The following is a 26,134-nucleotide window of genomic DNA, read 5'->3' on the forward strand; positions in this document are numbered from 1 at the left end:
AAATCTGGCAGCAGCCAACGTTCTTCGTGAACGCAAAGCCGCTCAACGAGATCAGTCGTAGGGGCTGCACGATCTGTCAGCTCCAAGCCAGAAAATGGAGACGGCATTCGCGTTTGAAAAAGCTGGCCGTCCTCGGATGGCTCGCAGCTCCGATTCACCGAGCCTAAGCATCCGTCTGTTAGGAATTTGTTGACCATAAAGTGGTTCTACTGAGCGCGATGGATGCGGACATCCCCGCACGTCGTCGAGTGTTTTTGTGTGAGGCGGGATTGTTCGTGTCGAAATATCCAGTGAAAGGGTTCTGGGGCGGAGTATCGCACGGCACGGTCGCCGCACTCCTTTCGCGTGCAGGACGGCTCGTCGCGCATGCCATCCTGCGAGCTCTGCTCGCGCTCCCTGCGCTTATCGGCTCTGCATCCTTTGCCTCCGCGGAAGATCGTACGCTGAAGCTGTTCTTTACTCATACGGGCGAAAGGGCCACGATTACCTACAAGCGCGACGGAATGTTCGATCCAAAGGGCCTGTCCCAGATAAATCGGTTTCTGCGCGACTGGCGAAGGAACGAGCCGACCCGGATGGATCCCCGGCTGCTTGACCTGGTCTGGGAAGTGTACAAGCGCAGCGGCGCGAAGGACTACATCCACATCGTCTCCGCCTACCGTTCTCCGGCCACCAATAACATGCTCCGCAACCGTTCGCGCAGTACGGGCGTCGCCAAGAAGAGCCAGCACATGCTTGGCAAGGCGATGGACTTCTACGTTCCAGGTGTGAAGCTTTCGACGCTGCGTGCCCTTGCAATGCAGATGCAGGCCGGCGGTGTCGGATATTATCCGACATCGGGATCGCCGTTCGTGCATCTCGACGTCGGCAACGTCCGGGCTTGGCCCCGCATGTCTCGGCAAGAACTTGCTCGAATATTCCCGAACGGGCAAACGATGCATCTTCCAGCCGATGGCCGGCCGCTGCCGGGATATAACCAGGCGGTTGCGAACTACAAGAAGCGCGCCGGCGCCGCCTCCATCCAGATCGCCAGCACCGCTGGAGAAGACGATGACGCAGGAACCTCGGATCGCGACACGATAGACAACAGCCTCGTGACGGCGCTCCTGCCCACGCCGAAAAGCCGCGCATTGAATGCGCTGTCCCTGCAGACCGACGCGGCCGCGCGGGACGACGAACGGTCCTCCCTGGATCTTTCATCATTCCCGATCCCGATACCGGCAATGCGGCCGGCCGACTTGGGGGCCGACGCCAAGCTGGAGATTGCTTCGATTGGCCCAATCGGCGTGCTTCCAGATAAACGGACATCAGCATTGCCAACCTATACCGGCTTCAGAACTTTCGCTGCCACACATCGCACCTCACAGGAGGACGCGAACGGGATCGCCGCCCTGCCAATGACCGCCTCCTGGGAGGAGGCAGATCTATTTGGATCGATTTCTGACGCAGCGCTGATGAATTGGGCGCTGCATCCCCCGGGCGCGGTGATTGGAATGAGAGCGCCTCGCGTTTCCCGCCGCACGGTTCAGCATAATCCGGATGCCGCATCCGGTACGACCATCACTCCGGTCGCCGCCACTGACCGGTTCGACGCCGACCGGTTTGCCTCACCCCCCGAGGGCTAAGCGCATTCGTCATCGCGGCGGCTGTGATCCACCGCAGGTCTTCCCCGTCGGCCCTTGGCTGCGAAGATCAGGCCAGCCCCCTCGAAGGAAGGCCGACATCCATATCCTTCGTCCACCTTCCCCGTCGAATTCCGAAACGGACTGGGATAAGAAGTGACTGCCGTTGTCTTTGTCTTCCCGGCAAAGAGCCACCTCGAGGTACCGCGCGATGCCGCCCCGGAAGACAAGACATGAATGATACCAAACCCTGTCCCAGTCCTCTTGACCGCCTGTCACGCCTGCGAGGCGTCGTGCCGGCTGCCGTGATGGTCCTGATCGCGACGGCGACCAGCGGCTGCGTGCAGACGGCGCTGGACGATCTCGGCGACGCTGCTCCTCAGATCTCGACGCAGACAATGGCGGAGATGCGTCAGAAGAAAATGTCGCCTCAAAGCCCGGTGCTCGTTCGAACCTTCAAGGAGGAGAGCGAGCTCGAGGTGTGGAAGCAGGACGCCACGGGGCGTTATCGCCTGCTGAAATCCTTCGCGATATGTCGGTGGTCGGGCAAGCTCGGACCGAAGAAGACCGACGGCGACCGCCAAGCTCCCGAAGGCTTTTATTCGGTCAGCAAGAGCATGCTGAACCCTAAGTCCCAGTACTACCTTTCCTTCAACCTGGGCTATCCCAACAGGCTTGAATCCGCCCTTGGATATAGCGGCACTGCGCTCATGGTGCATGGTGCGTGCTCGTCTTCCGGCTGCTACGCCATGACTGACCAGGGCGTCGGCGAGATCTATGCCATCGTCAATGCCTCGCTGGGCGGCGGCCAAAGGTCATTCCAGGTTCAGGCGCTCCCCTTCCGTATGACGGCGAAAAACATGGCCGAACACAGAAGCGACCCCAATTTCGATTTCTGGAAGACATTGAAGTTAGGATATGACGCCTTCGAGGCGACGAGGACAGAACCCAGGATTTCCGCATGTGGGGCAAAATACGTCGTTAACGCCGAGTTTCAGGGAGGCGATCCAGACGATCCGTTGGCCGCATGCCCTGCGCGCATCGACAATCCCGATCCTGCAGTCGCCGCCAGGATAAAGACGGAAGATGCCGAGCTTGCCGCGCTGCTAGAAAAGGACGGCCCTTCTCATCTGACAGCCTATGTCGACGGCGGCATGCACCCAAGCTTTCGGGCGCTCCTCAAGCAGCACGGTCCTCAGAAGCTGGCAGAGAAGATTTCCAACATCGACTATCCCGTAAGCGGGCCAGATGCAGCACTGGCTGACCCTTACGAAAAGGACTGATTTCAGCCCAGTCGCGCTTGTCATGCCCGCGAAGTATCGCGCAACGGCGAACGGACTCTTTCGTCGCCACCTCCGAGGCTTGTCTCGGCTTGGACGAGATGGGTCCAAGGCCTTTAAGAAAGCGCAACGCTATCAGGCGTTCCCTCATTCTTGCAGCATCGGTCATTGAAGGCGCTGTTGACGCCCAATCATGGCTGAGTATGGCGGCTGCGCTGCGGCCTGACCGTACGGTTTTCTATCCGGCCTGCCACCGAGAAGATCAGGAAGTCGCTGTCCGTGTCGATCCTTTCTCCGTCCATCAATCTCACGACGTCGTCGGTGCCCGAAACCGGATGGCGGTCGATTGACAGGAGATAGTCACCCTCCTGCAGCCCCGCCTTCTCGGCTGGGCTGCCCGGCTCGACGCGGCGAAGTCGCACAGCCGTCTTTTGCACGATACCCGCTTCCAAAGCTATCCTTCGATTGAGTTCGACGGTGTCCGCAGCAATGCCGACATAGGCTCTGCGAACATGACCGAAGCGTAGAAGCTCGGAGACCACATACTTTGCCGTATTGGACGCGACCGCGAACGCGATGCTTTGCGCGCCTTGGATGACCGCGGTGTTAACGCCGATTACCTCACCCGCAGACGACACCAGTGGACCGCCGGAATTACCTGGGTTGAGCGCCGCATCGGTCTGGATGATATCCTCCATCAAACGACCACTGGCCGCGCGCATCGACCGACCCAATGCAGATACTATTCCTGCCGTGACCGTCCATTCAAAGCCCAGAGGATTACCGATTGCTATGGCGATATGGCCGCGCTTAAGGCTTTTTGAGTCTCCCAGTTTCGCCCAAACACCCGTCCAGTCGTTCGCGCGGATCAAAGCGAGGTCGGTGTCAGCATCGCGTCCTAGCACCCTGCCCTCGACGACCGCTCCTTCCGGCGTGGTGATCCGGATATTCTTGGCGTCATCCACGACATGATTGTTGGTGACGACAAGGCCATCCGGCGAGATTGCAAAGCCTGATCCATGACCGGCACGCCCACCGGCTCTTTCGATCCGACTGACCGCAGGGCCGACAAGATCGACTGACGAAGACACTGCTAACGAATAGGCATCCAGCAATCCGGTGTCCGAAGACGGCTGGATGTCGCGATCAATGAAGCCCATTGAAAACTCCTCGGACGCAGGACGCGTCGCGTCGATGACCGGCAGCGTCTACAAAAGGGCAAGAGGCTGTCAGTTATAGGTTAATCGCAACTCAAATGATGCTCGCGGCCATGTTATTCAAGCCACTGACCAGCCCACACATTCCGTCCTCCCTCTGCCTCCAATCCAATCTCGCCGACCGGACAAAAGTTCCGGCATTTCAGCGCCACAGCGCAATGAGCCCGCCGCTTCCGCCGGTAACGGGATCGGTGCTTGGCGCGGCGAGATCTTGAATCCGTTTCATTTGTTCCGGCGTTGGCTCGTCACGGCAGAGGTCATAATCGGCTCCAGCCGGATAGGCACCGACCACCAGGAAATCGCTGCTTGCCGAAATCCGGCAATGGCCGGTTCCAGCAGGCAACACCGCCGCATCGCCGGCATGGATCTCGATCTTGAGGCCCGTTGGCCCGCCGAGCATCAACGTCGCCGAACCGATTGCAAAGCCCAGCGCCTCATGAGTTTTCGAATGATAATGATGGAACGGATAGACGCCATTCCGCCACATATTGCCCCAGCCGTTTCGTCCGAACAGCACTTCAAAGTCGGCTGCCCGGTCGTCACCCTTCAGCACGCCACGATAAAGGAGTAGCGGAAATCTCGGATTGTTCGGAATGAGATTGCCGGGAGCAAGCCGGATTGCTTGGGGTTTCATATGTGCGCCTCCTCGTCCACTGAACGATAATCGCATTGCCTCCAGGGCTTCCCGAAAATCTGGGGAACCAACCGCGCTTCGGGTAGTTTGTGCATATGCATCTTGAATTCAACAGGAGAAAGAAAGGACAAGTCCATGCCTTCCATCAGTTCTGCAAAAATTCTTGTTCTTGCAACTGACGGTTACGAGCGCTCCGAACTACGGGTACCGCATGAGGAGCTGAAAAGGCGTGGCGCCACCGTCAAGATTGCCTCTATCAAGGAGCGAAACATCAAGAGCTGGAGCAAAGGCGACTGGGGCGATAGCATCAGTGTCGACCTTCTGGCAACGGAGGTAAAGGTTGCCGATTTCGATGCCCTCGTCCTGCCTGGAGGCCAGATTAATCCCGACAAGCTGCGCGCCGACGAGAATGCAATGCGCGTCGTCCGCGAATTCGTGAAATCCGGTAAGGTCGTCGCCGCCATATGCCATGCACCCTGGCTGCTAATCGAAGCCGATGCGTTGCGAGGCCGGCAGGCAACCTCCTACTGGTCAATCAAGACCGACGTTAAGAACGCCGGCGCCACCTGGAAAGATGAAAAGGTCGTGACCGACCAAGGCATCATCACCTCCCGTTCGCCGGACGATCTGGACGCTTTCGTTGCAAAGATCGTCGAAGAGATCGAGGAAGGCCGCCACGAGAAGCGAGCCGCTTGATAGGACCTCCTGTTCGCTGAGTCCGCGCACCCCTGCGCGGGCTCTTTTTTATGAGGCTTTGCGGACAGGCGTCTCCGCCGACTGCCGATCGCGAGACAGGAAATCGAGCAGGCGGTTCTCTGCCGCCCGTAGCCCCGACAGCGGCTTAGCAGCAGGCAGAATTTCCTCGCCTCCACAATAGTCCTTGTCGGCAAGCGCAATGATGGAAGGGTGAATGTAACTTGATCGCGAGATGGCCGCCGTGTTGTGCAACACGGCGGCTGAAGCCTCCGCCATGTCCTTCACGGTCGGCCGCTTGCCCCTTTCGAGCGCATTGCGCGCGACGGCGAAGGCGGCGAGCGAGCCGGCCCACGTCCGAAAGGTCTTCGCGGTGATCGCAATACCTGAAATTTCCGCCAGGTAGCTATTCAGACGCCCGGATTCGATCGGTTTCAACGTGCCCGTCTCGTCCTTCCAGATAAAAAGCTGGCGACCGGGGAGATCGGCGATTTCTTCCAGCATCTTTTGCAATCTGGGATGCCTGAGGCTGCGCCGCACACTCTTTCCGCCCTTGGAACGAAATTTCAGTTCGATCCGGCCCTCCACCAGCGTGATGTGCCTCTTCAACAGCGTCGTTGCGCCATAAGTGCCGTTTTCCTTGAGATAGGCTTGGCTGCCGACGCGGAGATGTGCCTCATCGAGCAATATCGTCAACGCAGCGAGGACACCGCGGACATTTTCCGCACCAACCTCAAGATCGCGCTGCACCTGCCGCCGTATCCTCGGCAAGGCGTGGCCAAAGGCGATCAGCTGATCGAATTTTGCGATGCTGCGGAACGACTGCCAATCCTTATGATAGCGATATTGCTTTCGGCCCCGTGCATCAAATCCGGTCGCCTGCAAATGGCCGTTTTCCTTCAGACATATCCAGACGTTTTCGTATGCGGGAGGCAACCCGAGTGCGGCGATACGGTGCTTCTGCTGCGGCTCGCAGACCAACGAGCCGTCCGGTAGCCGGTAACAGAAGCCTCGGCCCCTTCTCTGCCTGCGAATACCGGGTTCGGTGTCGCTCACATAAACCAGGCCAATGTCACTTAGGGCTTCAGCACTCATCGCTTTGTTCGATTGCTAACTGTTCCTGCGGCCGAAGTGAAACCAGCGCTGACGCTCAGTCCTTGTGGCATTCTTCGGTGGCACCGAGGCACCTTTCGGCGCAAAGACGGCAATGCTTTCGCGGTAGACCATCACCGGGTTTTCCGGATCGAATACCGTGAAGGGATCGTCGGCACCAGTGTCGACCACCCGCTGCCACGTCTTGATGCCGTTCACTCCCGGAAGCGTGACTTCGCAATCACCGCCAGCGTTGAATACCATGAAGAGACCATCCATCTTTTCCGCATCCGATGCGAGGACACTCCGTGACACGTAAACGCTCAGCACCCGCAATTCATTGTCGTTCCAGGCACCATCGTCCATGAAGTCACCATCCGGTTTGTACCAGGCGATTTCGATCCGTCCGTCCTCTGCGGTTTCACCTGTTAGGAAGCGCTCCTGCCGAAGCTCCGGCTGCGCCTTACGGAAAGCGATCATCTTCTGACAGAAGGTCAGAAATGGATCGTCAAGCCCGCTCCAGTCGATCCAACCGATTTCGTTGTCCTGGCAATAGGCATTGTTGTTGCCGCCCTGGCTGTTGCCGACCTCATCACCTGCAAGGATCATCGGCACGCCCTGGCTGAGCAGCAGCGTTGCCATCATGTTGCGCCGCCGCCTGCGGCGCGCGTCATTGATATCGGCGTCGCCGGTCGCGCCCTCCACCCCCATATTGTCCGAATGATTGTCGGAATGGCCGTCGCGGTTGTCCTCGCCGTTGGCCTCATTATGCTTGCCGTTGAAGGAGACGGTATCCATCAGAGTGAAGCCGTCATGAGCCGAAAGCAGATTGATGGACGATGTCGAGCCACGGTCCGAATGGTTGAACTGCAGCGCCGAGCCGGTAACGCGCTCTGCCATCTCCGACACCTGGCCGGCGTCGCCTTTCCAGAAACGTCGAACGTCATCGCGGAATTTGTCGTTCCATTCGCGAAAGGGGTGGGGAAATCCGCCGACCTGATAGCCGCCTTCGCCGACATCCCAAGGCTCGGCGATCAGCTTCACGCCGGCAAGCATCGGATCTTGCCGAATCGCGCTGAAAAAGATGCCCTGTCGATCGAATTCCATATCCTGCCGCCCGAGAGTGCTCGCCAGATCGAAACGGAAACCGTCGATGTGCATGGCGCCAACCCAATAGCGCAAGCTGTCGAGCACCATGCGCATCACCATGGGATTGGCAACGTTCAGTGTATTGCCGGTACCTGTCGTATCGAAGGTGTGGCGGGGATCGTCAGGCGAGAGGATGTAGTAGCTTGCATTGTCGAGGCCGCGAAAGGAAAGCGTCGGACCTTTCTCGCTGCCTTCGGCTGTGTGGTTATAGACCACATCCATGATCACCTCGATGCCGGAGGCATGAAACTTTCTCACCATCGTCTTGAACTCGGTGATCCTGTCGCTCGACATGTAGCGAGACTGCGGCGCAAAGAAACCGAGCGTCTGGTAACCCCAGTAGTTGGTGAGGTGCTTCTCTTCCAGATAGCGGTCGTTCGGAAAAAACTGGATCGGCAGCAATTCGACGGCCGAGACACCAAGTTTCGTCAGATGATCGATGATCGGGTCGCTGCACATGCCAAGAAAGGTACCGCGCAGTCTGTCCGGTACCTTCGGATGCGTCATCGTCATACCGCGCACATGCGTTTCATAGATGAGCGTTTCCGTCCACGGGCGCCGGATTGCCTCATCGCCGTCCCAGTCGAAATCGGGATCCTGCACCACACCCTTCACCATGAAGGGCGCGCTGTCGCGCTCGTCGAAGGAGAGGTCGTCCTTGCCGATCGTATAGCCGTAGAGCGCATCGTCCCATGTTAGATCGCCAACCACCTGCTTGGCGTAAGGATCGAGTAGAAGCTTGTTGGGATTGAAACGGTGGCCGTTTTTTGGATCATAGGGTCCGCTTGCGCGATAACCATAGACAGTGCCCGGCTTCAGACCGGCGATATAGCCCGACCAGATATCGCCCTCGCGCTTGGGCAACGGCATGCGTGCCATTTCCTTTTTGCCGTCGTCGGAAAAGAGACAAAGGTCGATCTGCTCGGCGTGAGCGGAATAGACAGCAAAATGAGTCCCGGTCCCGGTATATTCGGCGCCCAGTTCCGGCTTCATGAAATCGAGTTCGGAAAAAGAAAAACTCATAATCACTCCGCTTGGTGGATCGCCAAGCGGGAAACGTTACCGCAAGTGCGAAAGTTCCCTGCGACGACGCCAAGGGCGCTACGGCATGAGCTGGCCGCCATTCACCTCGATGATCTGGCCGGTGATGTAACCTGACAGCGTGGGCGAAGCGAGGAACAGATAAGCGCCGACGCAGTCTTCCGATGTACCGACAAAGCCCATCGGAATGGTTTTGCGCTGCATCTCCATCTGGTCGTCGTTGGTATAGCGCTCGTGGAACGGCGTTGCGATGACGCCCGGCGCGACGGCGTTGACGCGGATGCGGTCGCCGACGAACTCCTTGGCATGGCCCCGCGTGATCGTCGAGACGAAGCCTTTGGAGGCCGCATAAAGAACCGCACCGTTGCCGCCGCCATTTCGTGCAGCTATCGAGGTGGTATTGATGATGAAGCCGCCCTGCTTCTTCAGCCAGGGATGCGCGGCGCGCGTTGCGGCAAGAACAGAACGGGCATTCAGATCCATGACCTTGGCATAATGCTCGTCGGTATATTCCGCGGTCGGCTTACGGCCAAGCATGCCGCCAGCATTGTTGATGAGGCCATCGAGATGCCCGAAGGTCTTAGCGGTCTCCTCTACAACGCGTTCCGTCTCGCCTTCCTTTGAAACGTCGCCCTGTACCAGATGCACAACGGTACCGGTCGCTCTGATCTCCTCGGCGAGCTTTTCGGCCGGCCCGCGGCTTGCATTGTAGTGGATGCCAACCTTCATGCCCTGCGCCGCGAACGCCCGGGCAAGAGCCGCACCGATGCCGGTCGATGCACCGGTGATCAGCACCGCTTTGCCGTTCAGGTCAGGTATTTTTATGGACGCGAGTGATTGAGCAAGATTAACCATGGCAGCAACAGCCTCCCGAAAAGACATGAAATAGATAGTGAAACGGATTTGACGAGCGTCTTGGCGGGCGAAATTGCGGATAGACACCGCGCGAAAGCGAGAACCGCTATGCGCCGTCAAACTCGTTCGAGAGCTATTGCAATCCCTTGGCCGACGCCGATGCACATCGTCGAGAGCGAATAGCGCCCGCCCGATTCGATGAGCTCCAGCGCAGCGGTTCCGGTAATGCGCGCGCCCGACATGCCAAGCGGATGGCCGAGCGCGATGGCGCCCCCATTGCGATTGACGCGGGGATCGTCATCGACAATCCCAAGTTCGCGCAGCACGGCCAGCCCCTGCGAAGCAAAGGCTTCGTTCAGCTCGATGACATCGAACTGATCCTCAGTCATGCCGAGCCGCGTCATCAGCTTGCGCGATGCCGGAACCGGTCCGATCCCCATGACGCGCGGCGGCACGGCGGCGGCAGCACCGCCCAGGATACGCGCGATCGGCCTCAGGCCATGCTTCCGCGCCGCTGCTTCGGAGGCCAAGACCAATGCCGCGGCGCCGTCGTTGACGCCAGACGCATTACCGGCCGTGACCGTGCCTCCTTCTTTCTTGAACGGCGTGCCAAGCTTTCTTAGGGTTTCCATCGTCGTTGCGCGCGGATGCTCATCCTTCTCGATTACCACGGGAGCGCCCTTGCGCTGTGCGATCACGACTGGCGTGATCTCCTTCGCCAGCCGGCCGTTTGCCTGAGCGGCGGCGGCCTTAGCCTGCGAACGCAGTGCGAAGCTATCCTGATCCTCGCGGCTGACCTTGTAATCCTCGGCGACGTTCTCGCCCGTTTCCGGCATGGAATCGACGCCATACTGTTTCTTCATTAGCGGGTTGATAAAGCGCCAGCCGATCGTCGTGTCGTAGATTTCGGCATTGCGCGAAAAGGCCATGTCCGCCTTCGGCATCACGAATGGTGCGCGCGACATGCTCTCCACGCCGCCTGCAATCATCAGTTCCGCCTCGCCGGCCCGAATGGCGCGCGCAGCGGCGATGACCGCATCCATGCCCGAGCCGCAGAGCCGGTTGATCGTCGTCCCCGGGACTGCAATCGGAAGGCCTGCAAGCAGCAGCGACATCCGCGCCACGTTACGATTGTCCTCGCCGGCCTGGTTCGCGCAGCCGAAAACGACGTCGTCGGCAGCCTCCCAGTCGATCGATGGGTTACGCTGCATCAGTGCTTTGAGAGGTACTGCCCCGAGATCGTCCGCGCGTACCGATGACAGAGAGCCGCCGAAGCGGCCGATCGGCGTGCGGATGTAGTCGCAGATATAGGCGTCGCTCATGGTTTCTTCCTCAAAGTTCCGGAACGACAAGGTCGGCAATTGGCCCTTCGACGTGGAGCGGCGCGCCGGTCATGGCCTGCAGTTCCTCCGTCGAGATCGCCGCCAGCTTCTCACGCAGCACGAAACGTCCCTTCACAATGTCGACGATGGCGTGGCTCGTATAGACGCGCGTGATGCAGCCGACGCCGGTCAGCGGGAAATTGCATCTGGCGACGAGCTTCGGCTCGCCGTTCTTGGTGACGTGTTCTGTAATGACAAAGACCTGCTTGGCGCCATGGACGAGATCCATCGCGCCGCCGACGGCCGGCACGCCCTTGCTACCGACGCGCCAGTTGGCCAGATCGCCGCTCTGGGCAACCTGATAGGCACCGAGGATGGCGACGTCGAGATGGCCGCCGCGCACCATGGCAAAACTGTCGGCGTGGTGGAAGAAGGACGCACCAGGCCTCAGCGTCACCGGCCTCTTGCCGGCATTGATCAGATCCCAGTCCTCTTCGCCGACAGGTGGCGCTTCACCGAAGTTCAAGATACCGTTCTCGGTATGGAAGATCGCCTGCCGACCGGGCGGCTGGTAGCGGGCCACCATTTCGGGAAAGCCGATGCCGAGGTTCACATAGGCGCCGTCGGCAATATCCTGAGCGGCACGCCAGGCGATCTGAGCATTGGAAAGCTTGATGTCTTCGCGAGTTGTCGCGGGTCGGGTATCGACGGTCATACGTAAGCCACTCCGGCTCGAACGAGCTCTTCTTCCTGCTGCGGATTGGATATCTCGACGAGACGGTCGACGAAGATGCCCGGTGTGACGACATGTTCGGGATCGATCCCGCCCGCAGGCACGATCTTCGAGACCTGTGCGATCGTCTTTGCAGCCGCCATGCACATCAGCGGGTTAAAGTTCCGGCCGGCTTTGTTGTAGGTGAGATTGCCGTGCAAGTCGCCGATATGCGCCTTCACGATTGCAAAATCGGCCTTCAACCAGCGCTCCTGGACATAGTGCCTGCCATCGAATTCGGCGACTGTCTTGCCTTCGGCAAGCTCGGTGCCGTAGGCCGTCGGCGTGTAGAAAGCCGGGATGCCGGCACCGGCGGCACGGATGCGTTCGGCAAGCGTCCCCTGCGGCACAAGTTCCAGCTCGATCTCCCCGGCGAGGTACCTTTGCGTGAAGGCACGCGGATCCGAGGAACGCGGGAAGGAGCAGATCATTTTCCGCACCATGCCGGCGTCGATCATCGCGGCGATGCCGATGCGGCCGTTGCCGGCATTGTTGTTGATGACGGTCAGGTTCTTCGGTCCCTTGTCGATGAGGGCATGGATAAGCTCGATCGGAGCCCCTGAGCCGCCGAAACCACCGATCATGATGCTAGCGCCGTCACTGATTTCGCAGACGGCTTCCGAAACGCTCCTGATTGTCTTGTCCATGCGGGATCTCTCCTTGCCGAATAGGCGCGATGCGCTCCTCCCATGCCCGTGATCACGAATAGTGCGAGACGCAATCAGCGGCAAGATATTTTGTGCGTTATTTGACTTTTGTTCGCATATCGCACATAACTAAAACTCTGATCGGAGGTCAAAATGCGGGAAACGGATTTCGTCAGCGGCTTTGCCCGCGGCTTGAGAGTCATCGAAGCCTTCGGTGAGACCCACCAGCGTCTGTCGATCACAGAAGCTTCCAAGCTCGCCGGCCTTGACCGCGCCACCGTCCGCCGCTCGCTTCTGACGCTCGCAGAGCTCGGTTATGCGGATTACGACGGAAAGTTCTTCACATTGACGCCGAAGATCTTGCGCCTCGGCCATGCCTTTCTCTCGGCAACACCCTTGCCCCTGCAGATCCAACCGCATCTCGACCAATTGTCCGAAAAGGCCGGGCAGAGCGCCTCGGCCTCGGTTCTCGATGGCAGCGAGATCGTCTATATCGCCCGCGCCTCGCAACGCCGCATCATGTCTATCAATCTGACGCCCGGCAGCCGTCTGCCTGCCTATTGCGCCTCGATGGGCCGCGTGCTGCTCGCAGCACTGCCGGAAAGCGAAGCGCGGGCTATTCTTGGCCGGACGGAATTGAAGCAGAACACGCCGAACACCAAGACCGACCCGGAAGACCTGATTGCCGAATTCCGCCGCATCCGCTCAAAAGGCTATGCCATCATCGATCAAGAGCTTGAAATCGGCCTTTGCTCCATCGCCGTTCCGGTCGAAAACGATCGAGGTCAGACTGTTGCAGCAATCAACATTGGAGCGCCGGCAGCCCACGCCCCTGCATCGGAAATGGCCGGGCGCTATCTGCCTCTTTTGCAAGAGACGCAAAGGGCCTTGCGGCTGGTTTTGCGATAGCGGTGCGAAAGCCCTTCCCCCGCAAGCCGAAGCGAAGTCATACCCCGAGCCTCGTCCGCTCGGCCATACGCCATATGCGCGGCGTCTCGCCCGTCCGTTTCAGAAAGAAGCGCGAGAAGTAGGCCGGATCGGCAAAGCCCAACCGGTAGCCGATCTCCTGGACGCTGCCGAAGGTGAAGACCAGTTCGCGTTTTGCCTCGTCCGTCAGCTTGCGGGCAATGAGTTCGTGCATGCTATGTCCCGTTGAAGCCTTGACGATGCGGTTCAGATGCGTCGGTGAGATGCCGAGCGCGCGAGCGTAGAAGGCGGCCGGCTTATGTCCCCTTAGATGCTGCTGCATCAGGCCGCTTAGAACCTCCATGCGCCGGCTATTCTCATCGGCCATCTCACTCTCGTCACCTTCGCAAATCCGCGCCGTCAGTTGCAGAGCGGAAGTCAGATAGGCATCCAGCAGATCGTTCCGGCCGCTCCGCCGCCCCGAAAATTCTTCTCCCAACCGCGTCAGCGTCTGCGCCACGTACGCAGCATCCTCGTTTTGCATATCGAGTTCCGTCAGGTGCGGTTTCGCCAGCCACTCCCCCAACCAGCTGCGATCGCCAGGTGTGGCCTTCAGATGCGAGGCGAGCACCGTGATAACAAAGCCATCGATATCTTTCGAAAAGCGGAAGCCGTGCCTCAGGCCGGGCGGTACGGTGATCACCGAGCGCGGATGGATTGCATGCCGCTCCTGGCCGAAGATCGCATCGCCCGATCCGGCATTGATGTACAAGATCTGAAGGAAGTTTTCATGCCGATGCAGCCGGATTTCCCAGTGATGAAGGCTGCTGCGCGATGGAATTGTCTCGCAATGCACCCAGAAATCCGGCTTCTTGCCGGCACTCTCGCCATAGAGCTCATAGGTCGGAATGAATTTCGTCATCGCACGCACATCTCTTGATGTTCGATTTGTGCAATTTCTCGGATGAAAAGTCCATTGCCGGGGCCGTCGCCTGAGAGGAGAATTTGACAAAAGACAAGCGCGGGGAGGAAGCATGCGCACACAGGTTGCGATTATCGGCTCCGGGCCATCCGGACTTCTGCTCGGCCAGCTTTTGACGGAGGCCGGTATCGAAAACGTCATTCTGGATCGGGTCGGCAAGGACTACATTCTCGGACGCGTTCGTGCCGGGGTATTGGAGGAAGGCACGGTTAACCTTATGGATCAGGCAAAGGCCGGCGCCCGAATGCATGCCGAAGGCCTGCCGCATGACGGCTTCTCGCTTGCCTTCGACGGTCGCGATCACCGCATCGATCTCTTTGGGCTTACCAGAGGCAAGCGCGTGGTGGTCTATGGCCAGACGGAACTTACACGCGACCTGATGGACCATCGCGAAAAGAGCGGCGCCTTGACGATCTACGACGCGGCTGACGTCCAGCCGCACGAATTCAACGGCCGGTTCCCCTGCGTCACCTATAACAAGGACGGCACCACGCATCGTATCGATTGCGATTTCATCGCCGGCTGTGACGGCTTTCATGGTGCAAGCCGCAAAGCCGTACCGGAAAATTCGCTCCGCGCCTTCGAGAAGGTCTACCCCTTCGGCTGGCTCGGCATCTTGGCTGACGTGCCGCCGGTCAGCCACGAGTTGATCTATGCCAACCATCCTCGCGGCTTCGCGCTCTGTTCGATGCGCTCGCAGACCCGCAGCCGCTATTACATCCAGTGCCCGCTCGATGAAAAAATCGAGAACTGGGGCGACGACCGTTTCTGGGCGGAACTCCGCCGCCGCCTTCCAACTCACCACGCAGACGCAGTGATCACCGCACCGTCGTTCGAAAAGTCGATCGCACCGCTTCGATCCTTCGTCTCCGAGCCGATGCGTTTCGGCCGGCTGTTCCTGGTCGGGGATGCCGCCCATATCGTCCCGCCAACGGGCGCCAAGGGCCTCAACCTCGCCGCCAGCGACGTATACTACCTTTTCGGCGGCCTTATCGAGCATTATCAGGATCGCTCGAATGCCGGTATCGATGCTTATTCCGAACGCGCTCTCTCCCGCGTCTGGAAAGCCGTCCGCTTCTCCTGGTCGATGACGAGGATGATGCACCGGTTCCCCGATACGAGCGACTTCGACCAGAAGATCCAGGAAGCCGAACTCGACTATTTGACGCATTCCCAGGCAGCCGCGACAGCGCTTGCGGAAAACTATGTTGGACTTCCCTACTAGCAGAAGCGTTTCGCTTTCAAGCGGTCCCGCTGAAGGATCTCATCGGCCTGCTTGAGACGCTAGACGGCGGGCTTAGCTTCGGCTTGCCCACGCTAGAGGCATTTCGTCGAAAGGAATGCGAACCGGCCACCCGCAATTGCGTAGCCTCTGAAGCACGCAGGTCGCCGCGAAGGTGAAGAATTGCCAAGGCGATTTTCCATTTCTTCAAACGAGAACGCATCCTCAGAACCGAATGACCACACTTTCATGCGACGCAAGTGAAAGGCAACCGTTCACCTCCTTACCTGTGAGCAAGTCGACGCCGGTTGGCAGTGACGAGACCTCGACTCTGCCTTCATCCGTATTGAGCACGAACAGGAGTTTCCTGTGGGCAGCTTCACGGACGGTCACTTCCACATTCGCGGGAAGGTCGGCGATCAGCGGCGCGATACCGGTGTGCGCGAAGAGCTGGTCAGCCAGGCCTTCGACCAAGGCCTCCGTAAGATACGTTCCGATGTAGACAGCACTACCCCTGCCCACTTTGCGGTTCGTAATGGCTGCCCGCCCGCTGGCAAAGCGGCTGCTCCACTGCCCAAGCACCTCGACATCCGCATCCACGTCCAGCAGTTCGTAGAGATGGGCGGCTTCGTGTTCCTGATTGCCGAGCACGAACTTGTAACGTCTTGCGGCGGAGCTCGCCGGAAATCGCTTTGCGGGATTGTGCAGGCCGAACTCCGTCCCGTTGAGGCCGAACAGGCCATCGGCGCCGGGTTCGGCCACGCGCCCGAATTCCTCGACGCGAACGCCGCAAAGTTCGGAAAGGCCGCGTCCGGGTGCCAGTACCGTGGGGATGTGGTTATGCTCGTCGCGCGTGCCGGTCATGGCACCGATTACCAGCGTGCCGCCGTCCTTGACGAATGCCTCCACCTTCTCGTTCCATTCCGGCTTCCACATCACCCAATGAGGAACATAGAGCAGCTTTATTGGCGCGAGGTCATCCTCGGGATGGATAAAGCCGCAGGCAATACCCTGTTCGGCGTCGGGCGGGATCATCGGGACTTTGCAGCGCTTGCGATAGGTGCGGGTATCGGCTGTTCCCTTGTGATCAAGGGCGAGATCTATCACGGAAGCCACAGTGCCGCTGGCAAGCTTGGCCACACGACCTCCGTTCCGAATGGCCGCTTATGTGAATGTGGTCGGCGGGGATGCCTGATGGCGCATGCAGCCGAGCCTTACATGCTGGACCAATGGCAGAGCCGGTCCGGCTCGTCGATAAGCCGCGATGAGTTTGCCAGGTCCGTCGAACGTCAAGAAGACCTCGCACTTTCGATTTTGTCGGACTGTGGTTCGAGGATCGGACGACATCTGGCCGACATCGTCAACCTGTTCGATCCGGAGATCATCGTCGTGGGCGGAGAAGCCGTGCAATTCGGTGATGCGCTACTCGACCCGATCCGCAAAACAATGGAGGAATTCGCGTTCTTCACCAAGCCGGAACTCTGCTCGTTGAGCAGGGCCGCTGTGCACTCGACGCTCCCAGGGCAACCGTCGAGCGGCATCAAGCGCCAGGAGTGTCTGTCTTCATGCTAGATACCAAACCGCAACGATGCGCGGGGTGCCCGGTGGCCAAAATCAATCTCCAAGCGGGTAACTCCTATGTCTTTCAGCAAGTGATCATTTAGAGCCGAAAGCGCACAGCTGGTGGCTGGCGGCTCCTCCCTGCCGCCAAATGTTCCAATGACGGCCCGCAATATTCTGAGCAGCATCCACTCCACCGTTCGGAGCGGCCGTTTTGTGGCTGACGTCATTTGCAATGCTCTCCAATTTGGCGGCTGTAATTTGCGCACTCTGCAGAGATGGACGTGGTGAGGCTCCGCAATCACCGGTCCCTTCTTGCCTTGGGCCGGCAAGTGGACTCCTCCGGATGTTTTCACGGAAGAGGCACTGCCGTCCTGATGCAGGCCACTCCTGCTGAGTATACGATCGCCAGATTAGAGCCGTGCTTCGAGGATCAGGTTGAACGGCGTTTCCATAGCGCGGCGGAAACGGGTGAAGCCCGCCTTGCGGAAGACTCCTGCCAGGCGGGCTTCGCCGGCCTGCGCACCAAGTACCATACGGCCGCCATCTGCAATTGCGTGGGCGCAGCAGATCGTCGTGGAAGCCGCATAATACATTCTGGCAACCGGCGAGATATTGTCTTCCACCCGATCGTTGGCGAAGGGTTCCACGAGTACGACCGTACCATCTGGTTCAATCGCCTTAGCGGCATGTGCGGCCGCGGCAACGGGATCTCCCATATCGTGCAGGCAATCGAAGAAGCAGATCAGGTCGTAGCCGGTTCCTGGATAGTTGTCGGCAGGAGCTGCCGCGAAGGTTGCCTGCTCCGAAACGCCTGTCATGGTGGCAACCTTCCGGGCTTCGATCAGGGAGCCCTGATGAGTGTCGAAGCCACAAAATCTCGAAGCCGGAAATGCCTTGGCCATGAGGGCGGTGGAATGTCCGTGTCCGCAGCCGATATCGGCCACAAATGCCCCGGCCTTGAGTTTTTCGACGACTCCATCGAGAGCCGGCAGCCATTCGGCCACCAGGCTTGCCTTGTACGCATTGCGGTAGAAGGCGGCAACTCCGCAATAGAGACGTCCGTCATGGTCGCCCCACAGAACGCCGTTGCCAGTGCGGAAGGCCTCTACCGCCTTGTCCTCGTCCGCCCACATTGAAGCAGGGACTGCCCAGGCGTTAGGAATGAAGACAGGGCTATCCTCGTCGGCAAGGACAAGCGCTTGCTCCGGCGTGAGCTCATATGTACCGCTGATCGCGTGGTAAGCGACATAGCCGCCAGCGACCTGCGAATTGAGCCATTCGCGAACGTAGCGTTCGGCGCATCCGGCGCGGCGGGCAAGCTCGTGCGATGTAAGCGGACCTGCTTCGGCCATGGTCTTATAAAGGCCGAGCCGGTTTCCAAGACTCACCATCACGCCGCCATAGCCGGCCGAAAGATCTCCGACTACGCGCGAAAGAAGCGTATCCAGCTTTGCAGAATCGATCGTGCTGTTTTGGACATGTCCCATTTCAATTCCCCTGTTCAAGAGCCCCCGGAAGCGGAGGGCGGGGAGAGCATCGCAGTTTTAGGGAGCGGCCGGCAGAGCGGAACTGTCCAGAAACGGGCCGATCGTGCCACATCACCGGGGCGTGGCGCGGTTGCCCCATCGGCGTTATCGTGTCGTCCTTGCGTCAAAGGAAATCTAACATGCTGCAAAACGCTGAGCAGACGGGCCCGGAGCCGCTCCATGTCAGCCTCATCGCTATTCCCGAGGCCGTAGTGTCGACGCTGAGTGGCATCTTCGACGTGATGAACGCCTTTGTTATTATGCCGCCGCTAGGCGACGCACAGCGCCGGGCGCCACCGTTCCTGGTCGAGATTGTTGGGCTCGAATCCGGGCCGCTGTCGCTTGCCAGTCGCGTCCCCGTCATGGTCCAACGCAGCATTGCCGCGCTTGATACGACCGACATCATTATCGTCCCTTCCATCCTGCTTGGCCCTGAGGGCTGGCGAAAAGGTCGACACCCGGAACTAGTAGAATGGCTTCGAGCCATGCACCGGCGCGGTGCGCTTCTATGCTCGGCTTGCTCCGGTGTTTTCCTGCTCGCCGAAACAGGGCTCTTCGATGGCGCAGATGCGACGGTACATTTCGGTTACGCCAACGCCTTCGCGGCAGGTTTTCCGCAGGTCCATGTCCACCCTGAGCGGGTTCTGGTCGTCTCGGGCGAGCGCGAAGAACTTGTAAGTTCAGGAGCCTCCATGACCTGGCATGATTTGGTCCTCTACCTGATCGCTAGACATGCGGGAGCGACCGCCGCACAGGCAGTTGCGCGCTGCTTTGCCCTCCAATGGCATCAGGACGGACTTACGCCCTACATGGTATTCGAGGGGCGCAATGATCATGGAGACGTCGCTGTCCAGGCGGCTCAGGAATGGGTGGCCACGCATTTCCCCGCCGCGAGCCCGCTTGAGGAAATGATCCGCCGCTCCGGACTTGCCGAGCGCACCTTCAAACGCCGTTTCACAGCCGCGACCGGATTGAGCCCGATCGCCTACGTGCAGCGCCTAAGGATCGAGGACGCGAAGCGCCGTTTGGAGCGGACAGAGGCATCGGTCGACGAGATCGGCTGGCAGGTCGGTTACGAGGAACCGGCTTTTTTCCGCCGTCTCTTCAAGCGAGTCACCGGCTTGACGCCAGGTGGCTATCGACGGCGTTTCAGAATTCCTGAGTATGCACAGACCCGTGTAAGGGATTAAGGTGCTCGACTAGGCCGTTCGGCACGTTACCCTTGTCTGGGGCAAATTCCTCGCTCGTCGCTGAGGTTGTCGGAGCAGTCTATAAAATCCGGCCAATCTCGCTTTATCTTCCTGGTGCGCCACTGGCATCGGAGGACGCGGGTTGGGTGGGCGTCGCGCCGCAGCATTTTACCCCGCGCTGCGACGCCTGGCGCGACACGTTCCTGGGCAAAAGGCCACAATCGAGCCAGCTCTATCTGTTGGGTGGATACGATTGCGCCGTTTTACGAGCAGCGTGCCTCGTAGGTCCGTCCATAGCGATCTCGATACACGCAGTAGCCGCGACGTTCGGTCGAGCGGCCAATCAGGGCGCCGGCGACGCCGCCAGCAACGGCTCCGACCGCAGCACCTTCCCAGCTATTGCTGACAGCCCCGCCGATAACTGCTCCGGTGCCGGCCCCAATGGCCGTTCCCTTCTCCGTCGCTGTGCAAGATGCCAGGGCACCAACGAAGGCACTGGCAAGGACAATTTTTCTCATCATTTTGAACGCCTCCTTATCTGCCGATACTACTGCTGCGCGGGAGAGGCCGGCGGCGTCGCCGGTGCCGGCGTCGCATTGTTATCCGCTGGTGCCATCGGCTTTGCCGGACCAGGGGTTGGCTCAGAATTCGTGGTGGATGCAGTGGGCTGCGGATCCGTATCCGGAGCGCCGCTCCACAGGGTGTAGGCAACCGCAATCACGGCGATCGCTGCAATGGCGGCGGCCCAGCCCCCCCATGCGCTGGATCGGGTGTGCTCCACCGGTGTCGTGCGCAGGTCCAGATCGGGGTTCGGGGTCGTTGTGCGATTAGGATCGTTCGGATTGTTAGGGTCGTACGTCATCTTCATTCTCCGCTTTCTGATGAATAAGGGAAGGGTTGGATAGCTTGTTTGTTCCGCTAGCGCTCCGGCCCGATCTCCTGTGTCGGACTTCGGTCCCAGATCGATCGGACTTTGGCCCCATGAAAAACCAAGTCCAAAGTCCTTTTGAACTTCAGACCGTGGGCCCGGATCGGGAACGTCATTCACTGCCCGGCATTGGGGTGGCGTGACAAAAGAGCGGTCAAAGGAGGCTTGCAATGAAGGACGATGGATCCACCCGTGGCAAAAGCGGCTGGAGCGTGGCGGCCGTCATCATTGTCATCGCCCTTGCCGCCTTGCTCCACGTCTATGGTCAACTCCTGTCGGGCGACAGCGAGCAATTGACGAGGAGTCTTCGCGAACCCGCGGCCACCGCCGATGGAGGCTAACGGGATCGAGAAGCACACGAGTCGACCCGCGGGGCTGTTCAATCTCATCCATCCCCCGGTCGACCTTTCGATTGTTTGGCGACGAAGCGCGACAACGCATTCTCGTCGCTGCAGCTCAAGACGGATGCTGCCATGAAGGATCTAGTGTTCATTCAATCGTAGTTCGGGACCAATGTCTGGGGGCCTGTCGGCATGAAAGAGGCCGCCGCACGCGTTGAGAAAACCCAACACCGAGATGCAGGTGATGGTCGAGGGATAGTTAAACGCCTAGACTTCGGCACCTCAGATCTAACGATGGCCCGATCCGCGGTCGCAACAACTGCCTCACGGAATGCAGTTTTTTTCAATATCATTTGCCACAAATCTTGCAGCACGGTTCCAGGCTTCGCCCGTATCGCCTCGATACGTTATAAACCGGTCGCAGGTGGGCTTGTTGGTGTGGATGTCCAACAGGACATACTTCGCCCAGCCCACCAAGGTGCTCATCTTGTGAATCTCGCCTATGAGCAAGTAATTCGCGCCAGCCGTTTTCGCCTCTTTCGAAAGCTCCGCGATCCCTGGTTCGCGCGCCGTGCACCGCCCATTCTGGCAAGCCAACGAAGTGATGTTGATCTTGCTACGTTTCGAGAGACTGTCGCGTAGGGTTGAGACAAACGCCGTCAACCGAGCATCGTGGTCGCGGAGCTGGTGACCCGCTTCGCCGGACGTGTCTTTAAAGTCAAAATTGGCAACGGCTACCGTTAACGGTTCAATCGTGTCGGCAACGGCGACTGATGCAAGGGCGCTGGCACACGCCAACGCCGTGGCGGCCCACCAGCCGGGGATGCACCATCTCCTTGCAACGTTAAAACTCGCTTTTACCACATCCTCCTCCCAACTTAAGATTGTCGCCAAGCCAGGGGCAGCGTCCTATGTTGGCCTCACGCGAGATGAACGCCACTGCTATGCCAACGCGTTCATTAACCAGAAGTCTGGCGCAAGGATCGGCCACGATAGCCGCCCGTGACCAGCACCACCATCCTCGATCTAGCCATTGCGCTCACCGCTCGCCGAAGGATCATTCCTGCCGCTCTCCAAGCGGCTGAAAACGCTAAGACAAGACCACGAAGCAGAACCCCGGCGGGTGCCATGCTCGACAATGCTGCTTTGGCAAAGATTGTATGTCGGCATAAGTCCCCGGCGTTCAGGCCCGGGGAGGAAGGCGAGAGCGGCCTTGGGCTGCTTGCGCGCCCATGCCGACCACAATGCTGCAATCAACATCCTGCGTCGGAACACGGCGTCTATGATCGTGGAGGAAGGGCAGCCGCTCTCCGTTGAAGCGATAACTATCGGCGGAGCTTTGCGCCCCCTCGGAAATCCCCTGCTCGCAAGCGGCGGACGATGTTAACTTGCGGAAATCTCGCGCGCGGCCTCCCGGATCGTCTGCATCAGAATAGATAGTGGCAATGAGGGGATGGCATCCGTGCGCATCGTCAGACCCACAGGCCCTTTCGTTTCGCTTGTGTCGATCGGCAGTACCGCCAGAACGCCGTCCTCGATGTCGGTTGCCACAACACCAGTCGAGATGATCCAGATTGCGTCGCTTGACCGCAGGAAGGCGCGGCCGAAAGAATCGGAAACCGTCTCGATCTGGTTCGGCAGGTTCGGTACGCCATTGGCGATTAGAAAACTTTCGACGAAAGGACGGATGATCGAGGCCCGCGTCGGCATCAGCACCGTGTAATCCGCGAGCGCGGCAAAGGGCGACTGCCTGGTTTTCAGCAGCGGGTGGCCAGCCCGGACGGCAAACACCACCTGCTCGGAATAGAGATGCTCAAAGGAAAAGCCTGCCATCTTTTCCGCTCCTGCGAGGCGTCCGACGACAAGATCGAGGTCGCCCACTCGGAGCTGCTCCAAAAGCACCGCATTTTCCCCAGTCACGATCTTGATGCGGCTCCAGGTATTTTCTTTGAGGAATAGCTCCATCGCCTGCGGCATGACGCGCGTCGAAACCGTCGGAAGCGCGCCGATGCGGATCGGCGGAGCATCGCCCGCCCGCTCCTGGGTGACGGAATCGAGCCCGTGACGGAGCGCCGTCAGTGCGGCGCCCGCATGCTTCAGGAACACCTCACCGTACCGTGTGATCTTGATGCCGCGCCCGTCGCGCTCGAAAACCGCAACGCCCAGCACCTCTTCCAGTTCGCGGATCGTCTTTGTCACCGCAGGCTGGCTGACACGGAGGAGTTCAGCCGCCTTCATGACGCTTTTCTGCCGCGCAACCTCGACAAAGGTCTGTAGATGGCGAAACTTGATACGGCTGTCGATCATTGATCACATAACCCAGAAGTTATCGGAAAGCCACGAAATATCATTTTACCTAACCGAATTAAACATTCAATTTCGTGCCAGGAGGAAGTTCCGTGCAATTTGCCCGCGTCAACGATGTCACGATTCACTATCAAATCATTGGTGGCCCTGCCGACAAGCCGGTCATTGTCTTTGCCAATTCGCTCGGCACGGATTTCAGGATCTGGCGCGATGTGATCGTGCGGCTGGCAGGTGATTTTGCAATCGTGCTTTACGACAAGCGCGGGCATGGTCTTTCGGATGTCGGCCAGTTGCCGTATTCGATCGACGATCATGCCTCAGACCTGATCGGCCTCCTGGAGACGCTTGAGGTCGAGCAGGCCTTCATCTGCGGCCTTTCGGTCGGCGGGCTCATCGCGCAGTCGCTTTACCAGCAGCGTCCGGATCTCGTGCGCGGCCTCATCCTTTGCGATACGGCACACAAGATCGGCACCGCCGAAACATGGAACGCCCGCATCGAGGCGGTCGAAAATAACGGGATCGGCAGCATCGTCGATGCGGTGATGGAGCGTTGGTTCACGCCGGCCTTCCGCCGCCCTGAAAATCGGGCCTATGCCGGCTACTGCAACATGCTTGCCCGCCAGCCCGTCGAAGGCTATGCGGCAACATGCGGCGCCATCCGCGATGCCGATTTCACAAAAGCCGCAGGCAAGATTGCAGTTCCCACCATCTGCATTGTCGGCGATCAGGACGGTTCGACGCCACCGGACCTGGTGAGGTCCACCGCGCAGCTGATCCCGAACGCCCGGTTTGAAACGATCCGCGATGCCGGTCACATCCCCTGCGTCGAACAACCCGAGGCGCTTACCGCTGTCATCCGCGCCTTCATCGATATCGCCTTGCATGGAGAACTAAGCCCATGAATGAAGCCTCGACCCCGTCTGAACGCTACCGGCAGGGCATGGCGACCCGCCGCGCGATCCTCGGTCACGACCACGTCGATCGCGCCGAAGCAGGCTCGACGGCTTTCGACAAGCCGTTTCAGGACCTGATTACGGAGGCTGCCTGGGGGCATGTCTGGTCGCGCCCGACCTTCACGAAACGCGAGCGCTCGATCGTAACGATCGCGCTTCTGGCAGCACTTGGCCAGGATGACGAGACTGCGATGCATGTTCGCGCTACGGCCAATACCGGCGCCAGCCGCGAGGATGTTTGCGAAGCGCTTCTGCACGTGGCGATCTATGCGGGTGTTCCGGCTGCCAATCACGCGATCAAAATCGCCAAACAGGTTTTCGAGCAGATGGACGCCGAAGAGACAGCCTGAGAGGAAGAGATGTCCGATATTTCGAACCGCAAGCCGGAAACCGGCGCCTTCTTCGCCCGCGACCGCGCCAGGCATCCACCGGCCTATGCGCCCGGCTACAAGACCTCGGTGCTACGTTCCCCACAACGCGCGTTACTGTCGCTCGACGGCACGATTTCAGAGATTACCGGGCCGGTCTTTGGCCATTCGATCATCGGTGAACTCGACAATGACCTGATCCACAACTTCGCCCGCCCCGGCGAGAGCGCCATCGGCGAGCGCATTATCGTTCACGGCCGGGTACTCGACGAGCGTGGCCGGCCAGTCTCGGGCGCGCTGGTGGAATTCTGGCAGGCCAATGCCGGCGGGCGTTATCGCCACAAGAAGGAAACCTATCTCGCGGCCATCGATCCGAATTTCGGCGGCTGCGGGCGCTGCATCACCGACGAATACGGGCAATACTCCTTCCGCACCATTCGCCCCGGCGCCTATCCGTGGCCGAACGGCGTCAACGATTGGCGCCCGGCGCACATCCACTTCTCGATCTTCGGCCACGGCTTTGCCCAGCGGCTGATTACGCAGATGTATTTCGAAGGCGACCCGATGATCTGGAAATGTCCGATCGTCGGCACGATCCCGGACAAGGCTGCAATCGAGCAGCTGATTGCACCACTCGACTGGGGCAACACCATCCCCATGGACGCGCGCGCCTACAAGTTCGATATCGTTCTGCGTGGCCGCCGCTCGACCCTGTTCGAAAATCGGCTGGAGGGCAACTGATCATGCAGGAACTCGGCTATCTCAAGGAAACCCCGTCGCAAACGGCAGGTCCCTATGTCCATATCGGCCTGACGCCGAATTTCTGCGATATCGGCGGCATCTACGCACAAGACCTCGGCAGCGCGATGGTCAACGAAAAGACCCTCGGCGAGCGCATCACCGTGACGGGCCACATCTATGATGGAACAGGCGCGCCCGTGCGTGACGCGGTCGTCGAAATCTGGCAGGCCGACAGCGCCGGGCTTTACAACAGCCCATCGGAAATGCGCGGCGCGGCCGACCGGAATTTTACCGGTTGGGGCCGCTGTCCGACCAGCGCCGAAGATGGCGTCTATAGGTTCGAAACCGTCAAGCCTGGCTGCGTGCCCTTCAAGGACGGCCGCACGATGGCGCCGCACATCTCTTTCTGGATCGTCGCGCGCGGCATCAATATCGGGCTCCACACCCGCATGTACTTTCCGGAGGAAGCAGCCGCCAACATGGCCGATCCGCTGCTTGCCCGTGTCGAACACGGCGAGCGCATTGCAACAATGATCGCGACCCGGGATGGCGCAACCTGTACGTTTGATATCCGCCTTCAGGGGGAGAAGGAAACGGTATTTCTCGACATTTGATCAGCATGTAAGATAAGGCGATTTTCCCTTTTAATGCAGGCGCTTCCTGCTGGAAGCCGATGCCGCCGACACCCCGTTTACAATCATAGAGAGCTGCACACGTGCCGAAACGACGATAGGCGGGTTGTTAAAAATGCTGCACCGCAGTAAGACTTTTGACGGGCTGAAC

At 59.5% G+C, this 26,134-nt stretch carries 28 protein-coding genes; 12 read left to right on the top strand and 16 right to left on the bottom strand.

Features of this window, described 5'->3' with window-relative positions; all coding sequences use genetic code 11:
* The first annotated feature begins 269 nt into the window (after nt 1-269).
* Both A3C3_RS0121320 and A3C3_RS38880 read left to right on the top strand, forming a co-directional pair.
* Nucleotides 270-1,625 (top strand): peptidoglycan L,D-endopeptidase MepK, encoded by a 1,356-nt coding sequence (locus A3C3_RS0121320; RefSeq protein WP_022716616.1) that lies wholly within the window; start codon nt 270-272, stop codon nt 1,623-1,625.
* Nucleotides 1,626-1,855: 230 nt separating this feature from the next.
* Nucleotides 1,856-2,905 (top strand): L,D-transpeptidase family protein, encoded by a 1,050-nt coding sequence (locus A3C3_RS38880; RefSeq protein WP_022716617.1) that lies wholly within the window; start codon nt 1,856-1,858, stop codon nt 2,903-2,905.
* Nucleotides 2,906-3,093: 188 nt separating this feature from the next.
* Here the strand turns inward: A3C3_RS38880 and A3C3_RS0121330 are convergent, their stop codons facing one another.
* Nucleotides 3,094-4,062: a S1C family serine protease gene (locus A3C3_RS0121330; RefSeq protein ID WP_022716618.1), complete on the bottom strand. Its 969-nt coding sequence runs from the start codon at nt 4,060-4,062 to the stop codon at nt 3,094-3,096.
* A 199-nt stretch (nt 4,063-4,261) separates the two neighbouring features.
* On the bottom strand, nt 4,262-4,753 hold the full coding sequence (locus tag A3C3_RS38885) for a hypothetical protein (protein ID WP_022716619.1): 492 nt from the start codon (nt 4,751-4,753) through the stop codon (nt 4,262-4,264).
* Between the two features lie 135 nt (nt 4,754-4,888).
* Here A3C3_RS38885 and A3C3_RS0121345 point away from each other — a divergent pair, with 135 nt between their 5' ends.
* A complete protein-coding gene (locus A3C3_RS0121345) occupies nt 4,889-5,449 on the top strand; it encodes a DJ-1/PfpI/YhbO family deglycase/protease (protein WP_022716621.1) in 561 nt (186 codons plus the stop codon).
* Between the two features lie 48 nt (nt 5,450-5,497).
* Here A3C3_RS0121345 and A3C3_RS0121350 read toward each other — a convergent pair whose 3' ends face one another.
* The 6 genes from A3C3_RS0121350 to A3C3_RS0121375 all read right to left on the bottom strand — a co-directional run bounded on the left by A3C3_RS0121350 (nt 5,498) and on the right by A3C3_RS0121375 (nt 12,324).
* Nucleotides 5,498-6,541 (bottom strand): DNA topoisomerase IB, encoded by a 1,044-nt coding sequence (locus A3C3_RS0121350; RefSeq protein WP_022716622.1) that lies wholly within the window; start codon nt 6,539-6,541, stop codon nt 5,498-5,500.
* Between the two features lie 15 nt (nt 6,542-6,556).
* Nucleotides 6,557-8,710: a glycogen debranching protein GlgX gene (glgX, locus tag A3C3_RS0121355; protein ID WP_022716623.1), complete on the bottom strand. Its 2,154-nt coding sequence runs from the start codon at nt 8,708-8,710 to the stop codon at nt 6,557-6,559.
* Between the two features lie 78 nt (nt 8,711-8,788).
* On the bottom strand, nt 8,789-9,583 hold the full coding sequence (locus tag A3C3_RS0121360) for an SDR family NAD(P)-dependent oxidoreductase (RefSeq protein WP_022716624.1): 795 nt from the start codon (nt 9,581-9,583) through the stop codon (nt 8,789-8,791).
* Nucleotides 9,584-9,699: 116 nt separating this feature from the next.
* Complete coding sequence (gene pcaF / locus A3C3_RS0121365; RefSeq protein ID WP_022716625.1) at nt 9,700-10,905, bottom strand: 3-oxoadipyl-CoA thiolase; 1,206 nt, start codon at nt 10,903-10,905, stop codon at nt 9,700-9,702.
* A 10-nt stretch (nt 10,906-10,915) separates the two neighbouring features.
* A complete protein-coding gene (locus A3C3_RS0121370) occupies nt 10,916-11,620 on the bottom strand; it encodes a 3-oxoacid CoA-transferase subunit B (protein ID WP_028739865.1) in 705 nt (234 codons plus the stop codon).
* On the bottom strand, nt 11,617-12,324 hold the full coding sequence (locus tag A3C3_RS0121375) for a 3-oxoacid CoA-transferase subunit A (protein WP_028739866.1): 708 nt from the start codon (nt 12,322-12,324) through the stop codon (nt 11,617-11,619). Before A3C3_RS0121375 ends, A3C3_RS0121370 begins: the two co-directional genes overlap by 4 nt.
* Before the next feature lie 153 nt (nt 12,325-12,477).
* On the opposite strand from A3C3_RS0121375, the gene A3C3_RS0121380 reads away from it, so the two are divergent.
* Nucleotides 12,478-13,233 carry an IclR family transcriptional regulator gene (locus tag A3C3_RS0121380; RefSeq protein WP_022716626.1) on the top strand — a complete coding sequence of 252 codons (756 nt, stop codon included), beginning with the start codon at nt 12,478-12,480 and terminating at the stop codon, nt 13,231-13,233.
* 37 nt (nt 13,234-13,270) lie between these two features.
* Here A3C3_RS0121380 and A3C3_RS0121385 read toward each other — a convergent pair whose 3' ends face one another.
* Nucleotides 13,271-14,152 (bottom strand): helix-turn-helix domain-containing protein, encoded by an 882-nt coding sequence (locus tag A3C3_RS0121385; protein WP_022716627.1) that lies wholly within the window; start codon nt 14,150-14,152, stop codon nt 13,271-13,273.
* Nucleotides 14,153-14,264: 112 nt separating this feature from the next.
* Here A3C3_RS0121385 and pobA point away from each other — a divergent pair, with 112 nt between their 5' ends.
* A complete protein-coding gene (gene pobA / locus A3C3_RS0121390) occupies nt 14,265-15,437 on the top strand; it encodes a 4-hydroxybenzoate 3-monooxygenase (protein ID WP_022716628.1) in 1,173 nt (390 codons plus the stop codon).
* 222 nt (nt 15,438-15,659) lie between these two features.
* Here the strand turns inward: pobA and A3C3_RS38890 are convergent, their stop codons facing one another.
* Entirely contained in the window at nt 15,660-16,469 is an 810-nt protein-coding gene (locus tag A3C3_RS38890) for a beta-galactosidase trimerization domain-containing protein (RefSeq protein ID WP_233450538.1), read from the bottom strand.
* Here A3C3_RS38890 and A3C3_RS38895 point away from each other — a divergent pair.
* Nucleotides 16,422-17,006, top strand: coding sequence for an ROK family protein (locus A3C3_RS38895; RefSeq protein WP_233450537.1), 585 nt, complete (start codon nt 16,422-16,424; stop codon nt 17,004-17,006). The genes A3C3_RS38890 and A3C3_RS38895 overlap by 48 nt on opposite strands.
* Here the strand turns inward: A3C3_RS38895 and A3C3_RS48625 are convergent.
* Nucleotides 17,003-17,224: a YjiS-like domain-containing protein gene (locus A3C3_RS48625; protein ID WP_022716631.1), complete on the bottom strand. Its 222-nt coding sequence runs from the start codon at nt 17,222-17,224 to the stop codon at nt 17,003-17,005. The two genes, A3C3_RS38895 and A3C3_RS48625, sit on opposite strands and share 4 nt — an antisense overlap.
* A gap of 183 nt (nt 17,225-17,407) precedes the next feature.
* Nucleotides 17,408-18,484, bottom strand: coding sequence for a class I SAM-dependent methyltransferase (locus A3C3_RS0121410; RefSeq protein ID WP_022716632.1), 1,077 nt, complete (start codon nt 18,482-18,484; stop codon nt 17,408-17,410).
* A gap of 179 nt (nt 18,485-18,663) precedes the next feature.
* Between A3C3_RS0121410 and A3C3_RS0121415 the strand changes: the two genes are divergently transcribed.
* Nucleotides 18,664-19,713, top strand: coding sequence for a GlxA family transcriptional regulator (locus A3C3_RS0121415; protein WP_022716633.1), 1,050 nt, complete (start codon nt 18,664-18,666; stop codon nt 19,711-19,713).
* Between the two features lie 263 nt (nt 19,714-19,976).
* On the opposite strand, the gene A3C3_RS0121420 is transcribed toward A3C3_RS0121415, so the two are convergent.
* Both A3C3_RS0121420 and A3C3_RS0121425 read right to left on the bottom strand, forming a co-directional pair.
* A complete protein-coding gene (locus A3C3_RS0121420) occupies nt 19,977-20,234 on the bottom strand; it encodes a YMGG-like glycine zipper-containing protein (protein ID WP_022716634.1) in 258 nt (85 codons plus the stop codon).
* Between the two features lie 26 nt (nt 20,235-20,260).
* Nucleotides 20,261-20,575: a hypothetical protein gene (locus A3C3_RS0121425; protein ID WP_022716635.1), complete on the bottom strand. Its 315-nt coding sequence runs from the start codon at nt 20,573-20,575 to the stop codon at nt 20,261-20,263.
* Between the two features lie 236 nt (nt 20,576-20,811).
* Here A3C3_RS0121425 and A3C3_RS46180 point away from each other — a divergent pair, with 236 nt between their 5' ends.
* Nucleotides 20,812-20,982, top strand: a complete 171-nt coding sequence (locus A3C3_RS46180; RefSeq protein ID WP_022716636.1) for a hypothetical protein — start codon at nt 20,812-20,814, stop codon at nt 20,980-20,982.
* Nucleotides 20,983-21,306: 324 nt separating this feature from the next.
* On the opposite strand, the gene A3C3_RS0121435 is transcribed toward A3C3_RS46180, so the two are convergent.
* Both A3C3_RS0121435 and pcaQ read right to left on the bottom strand, forming a co-directional pair.
* Nucleotides 21,307-21,846, bottom strand: coding sequence for a DUF2380 domain-containing protein (locus A3C3_RS0121435; protein WP_022716637.1), 540 nt, complete (start codon nt 21,844-21,846; stop codon nt 21,307-21,309).
* Nucleotides 21,847-22,365: 519 nt separating this feature from the next.
* Nucleotides 22,366-23,289, bottom strand: coding sequence for a pca operon transcription factor PcaQ (gene pcaQ, locus A3C3_RS0121440; RefSeq protein ID WP_022716638.1), 924 nt, complete (start codon nt 23,287-23,289; stop codon nt 22,366-22,368).
* A 92-nt stretch (nt 23,290-23,381) separates the two neighbouring features.
* On the opposite strand from pcaQ, the gene pcaD reads away from it, so the two are divergent.
* From pcaD to pcaG, 4 genes are read left to right on the top strand one after another with little or no spacing between them, the layout of a single operon-like run.
* On the top strand, nt 23,382-24,191 hold the full coding sequence (pcaD, locus tag A3C3_RS0121445; RefSeq protein WP_022716639.1) for a 3-oxoadipate enol-lactonase: 810 nt from the start codon (nt 23,382-23,384) through the stop codon (nt 24,189-24,191).
* Nucleotides 24,188-24,592 carry a 4-carboxymuconolactone decarboxylase gene (gene pcaC / locus A3C3_RS0121450; RefSeq protein ID WP_022716640.1) on the top strand — a complete coding sequence of 135 codons (405 nt, stop codon included), beginning with the start codon at nt 24,188-24,190 and terminating at the stop codon, nt 24,590-24,592. The genes pcaD and pcaC overlap by 4 nt, the downstream gene beginning before the upstream one ends.
* Nucleotides 24,593-24,601: 9 nt before the next feature.
* On the top strand, nt 24,602-25,351 hold the full coding sequence (pcaH, locus tag A3C3_RS0121455) for a protocatechuate 3,4-dioxygenase subunit beta (RefSeq protein ID WP_022716641.1): 750 nt from the start codon (nt 24,602-24,604) through the stop codon (nt 25,349-25,351).
* Nucleotides 25,352-25,353: 2 nt separating this feature from the next.
* A complete protein-coding gene (pcaG, locus tag A3C3_RS0121460; protein WP_022716642.1) occupies nt 25,354-25,965 on the top strand; it encodes a protocatechuate 3,4-dioxygenase subunit alpha in 612 nt (203 codons plus the stop codon).
* Nucleotides 25,966-26,134: the final 169 nt, after the last annotated feature.

Source organism: Rhizobium mongolense USDA 1844 (assembly GCF_000419765.1).
GTDB lineage: Bacteria > Pseudomonadota > Alphaproteobacteria > Rhizobiales > Rhizobiaceae > Rhizobium > Rhizobium mongolense.

What these genes read in the sequence shown, in the direction of transcription:
- A3C3_RS0121425 (WP_022716635.1), bottom strand. Translation starts at nt 20,575, where the DNA reads ATGACGTACGACCCTAACAATCCGAACGATCCTAATCGCACAACGACC.
- A3C3_RS0121385 (WP_022716627.1), bottom strand. Translation starts at nt 14,152, where the DNA reads ATGACGAAATTCATTCCGACCTATGAGCTCTATGGCGAGAGTGCCGGC.
- pcaG (WP_022716642.1), top strand. Translation starts at nt 25,354, where the DNA reads ATGCAGGAACTCGGCTATCTCAAGGAAACCCCGTCGCAAACGGCAGGT.
- A3C3_RS0121420 (WP_022716634.1), bottom strand. Translation starts at nt 20,234, where the DNA reads ATGATGAGAAAAATTGTCCTTGCCAGTGCCTTCGTTGGTGCCCTGGCA.
- A3C3_RS0121415 (WP_022716633.1), top strand. Translation starts at nt 18,664, where the DNA reads ATGCTGCAAAACGCTGAGCAGACGGGCCCGGAGCCGCTCCATGTCAGC.
- glgX (WP_022716623.1), bottom strand. Translation starts at nt 8,710, where the DNA reads ATGAGTTTTTCTTTTTCCGAACTCGATTTCATGAAGCCGGAACTGGGC.
- A3C3_RS0121345 (WP_022716621.1), top strand. Translation starts at nt 4,889, where the DNA reads ATGCCTTCCATCAGTTCTGCAAAAATTCTTGTTCTTGCAACTGACGGT.
- A3C3_RS0121410 (WP_022716632.1), bottom strand. Translation starts at nt 18,484, where the DNA reads ATGGGACATGTCCAAAACAGCACGATCGATTCTGCAAAGCTGGATACG.
- pcaC (WP_022716640.1), top strand. Translation starts at nt 24,188, where the DNA reads ATGAATGAAGCCTCGACCCCGTCTGAACGCTACCGGCAGGGCATGGCG.
- A3C3_RS0121330 (WP_022716618.1), bottom strand. Translation starts at nt 4,062, where the DNA reads ATGGGCTTCATTGATCGCGACATCCAGCCGTCTTCGGACACCGGATTG.
- A3C3_RS0121370 (WP_028739865.1), bottom strand. Translation starts at nt 11,620, where the DNA reads ATGACCGTCGATACCCGACCCGCGACAACTCGCGAAGACATCAAGCTT.
- A3C3_RS46180 (WP_022716636.1), top strand. Translation starts at nt 20,812, where the DNA reads ATGAAGGACGATGGATCCACCCGTGGCAAAAGCGGCTGGAGCGTGGCG.
- pcaF (WP_022716625.1), bottom strand. Translation starts at nt 10,905, where the DNA reads ATGAGCGACGCCTATATCTGCGACTACATCCGCACGCCGATCGGCCGC.
- A3C3_RS0121360 (WP_022716624.1), bottom strand. Translation starts at nt 9,583, where the DNA reads ATGGTTAATCTTGCTCAATCACTCGCGTCCATAAAAATACCTGACCTG.
- A3C3_RS0121380 (WP_022716626.1), top strand. Translation starts at nt 12,478, where the DNA reads ATGCGGGAAACGGATTTCGTCAGCGGCTTTGCCCGCGGCTTGAGAGTC.
- A3C3_RS38895 (WP_233450537.1), top strand. Translation starts at nt 16,422, where the DNA reads ATGGATAAAGCCGCAGGCAATACCCTGTTCGGCGTCGGGCGGGATCAT.
- A3C3_RS48625 (WP_022716631.1), bottom strand. Translation starts at nt 17,224, where the DNA reads ATGACGTCAGCCACAAAACGGCCGCTCCGAACGGTGGAGTGGATGCTG.
- A3C3_RS38890 (WP_233450538.1), bottom strand. Translation starts at nt 16,469, where the DNA reads ATGATCCCGCCCGACGCCGAACAGGGTATTGCCTGCGGCTTTATCCAT.
- pcaH (WP_022716641.1), top strand. Translation starts at nt 24,602, where the DNA reads ATGTCCGATATTTCGAACCGCAAGCCGGAAACCGGCGCCTTCTTCGCC.
- A3C3_RS38880 (WP_022716617.1), top strand. Translation starts at nt 1,856, where the DNA reads ATGAATGATACCAAACCCTGTCCCAGTCCTCTTGACCGCCTGTCACGC.
- pobA (WP_022716628.1), top strand. Translation starts at nt 14,265, where the DNA reads ATGCGCACACAGGTTGCGATTATCGGCTCCGGGCCATCCGGACTTCTG.
- A3C3_RS38885 (WP_022716619.1), bottom strand. Translation starts at nt 4,753, where the DNA reads ATGAAACCCCAAGCAATCCGGCTTGCTCCCGGCAATCTCATTCCGAAC.
- pcaQ (WP_022716638.1), bottom strand. Translation starts at nt 23,289, where the DNA reads ATGATCGACAGCCGTATCAAGTTTCGCCATCTACAGACCTTTGTCGAG.
- A3C3_RS0121350 (WP_022716622.1), bottom strand. Translation starts at nt 6,541, where the DNA reads ATGAGTGCTGAAGCCCTAAGTGACATTGGCCTGGTTTATGTGAGCGAC.
- A3C3_RS0121375 (WP_028739866.1), bottom strand. Translation starts at nt 12,324, where the DNA reads ATGGACAAGACAATCAGGAGCGTTTCGGAAGCCGTCTGCGAAATCAGT.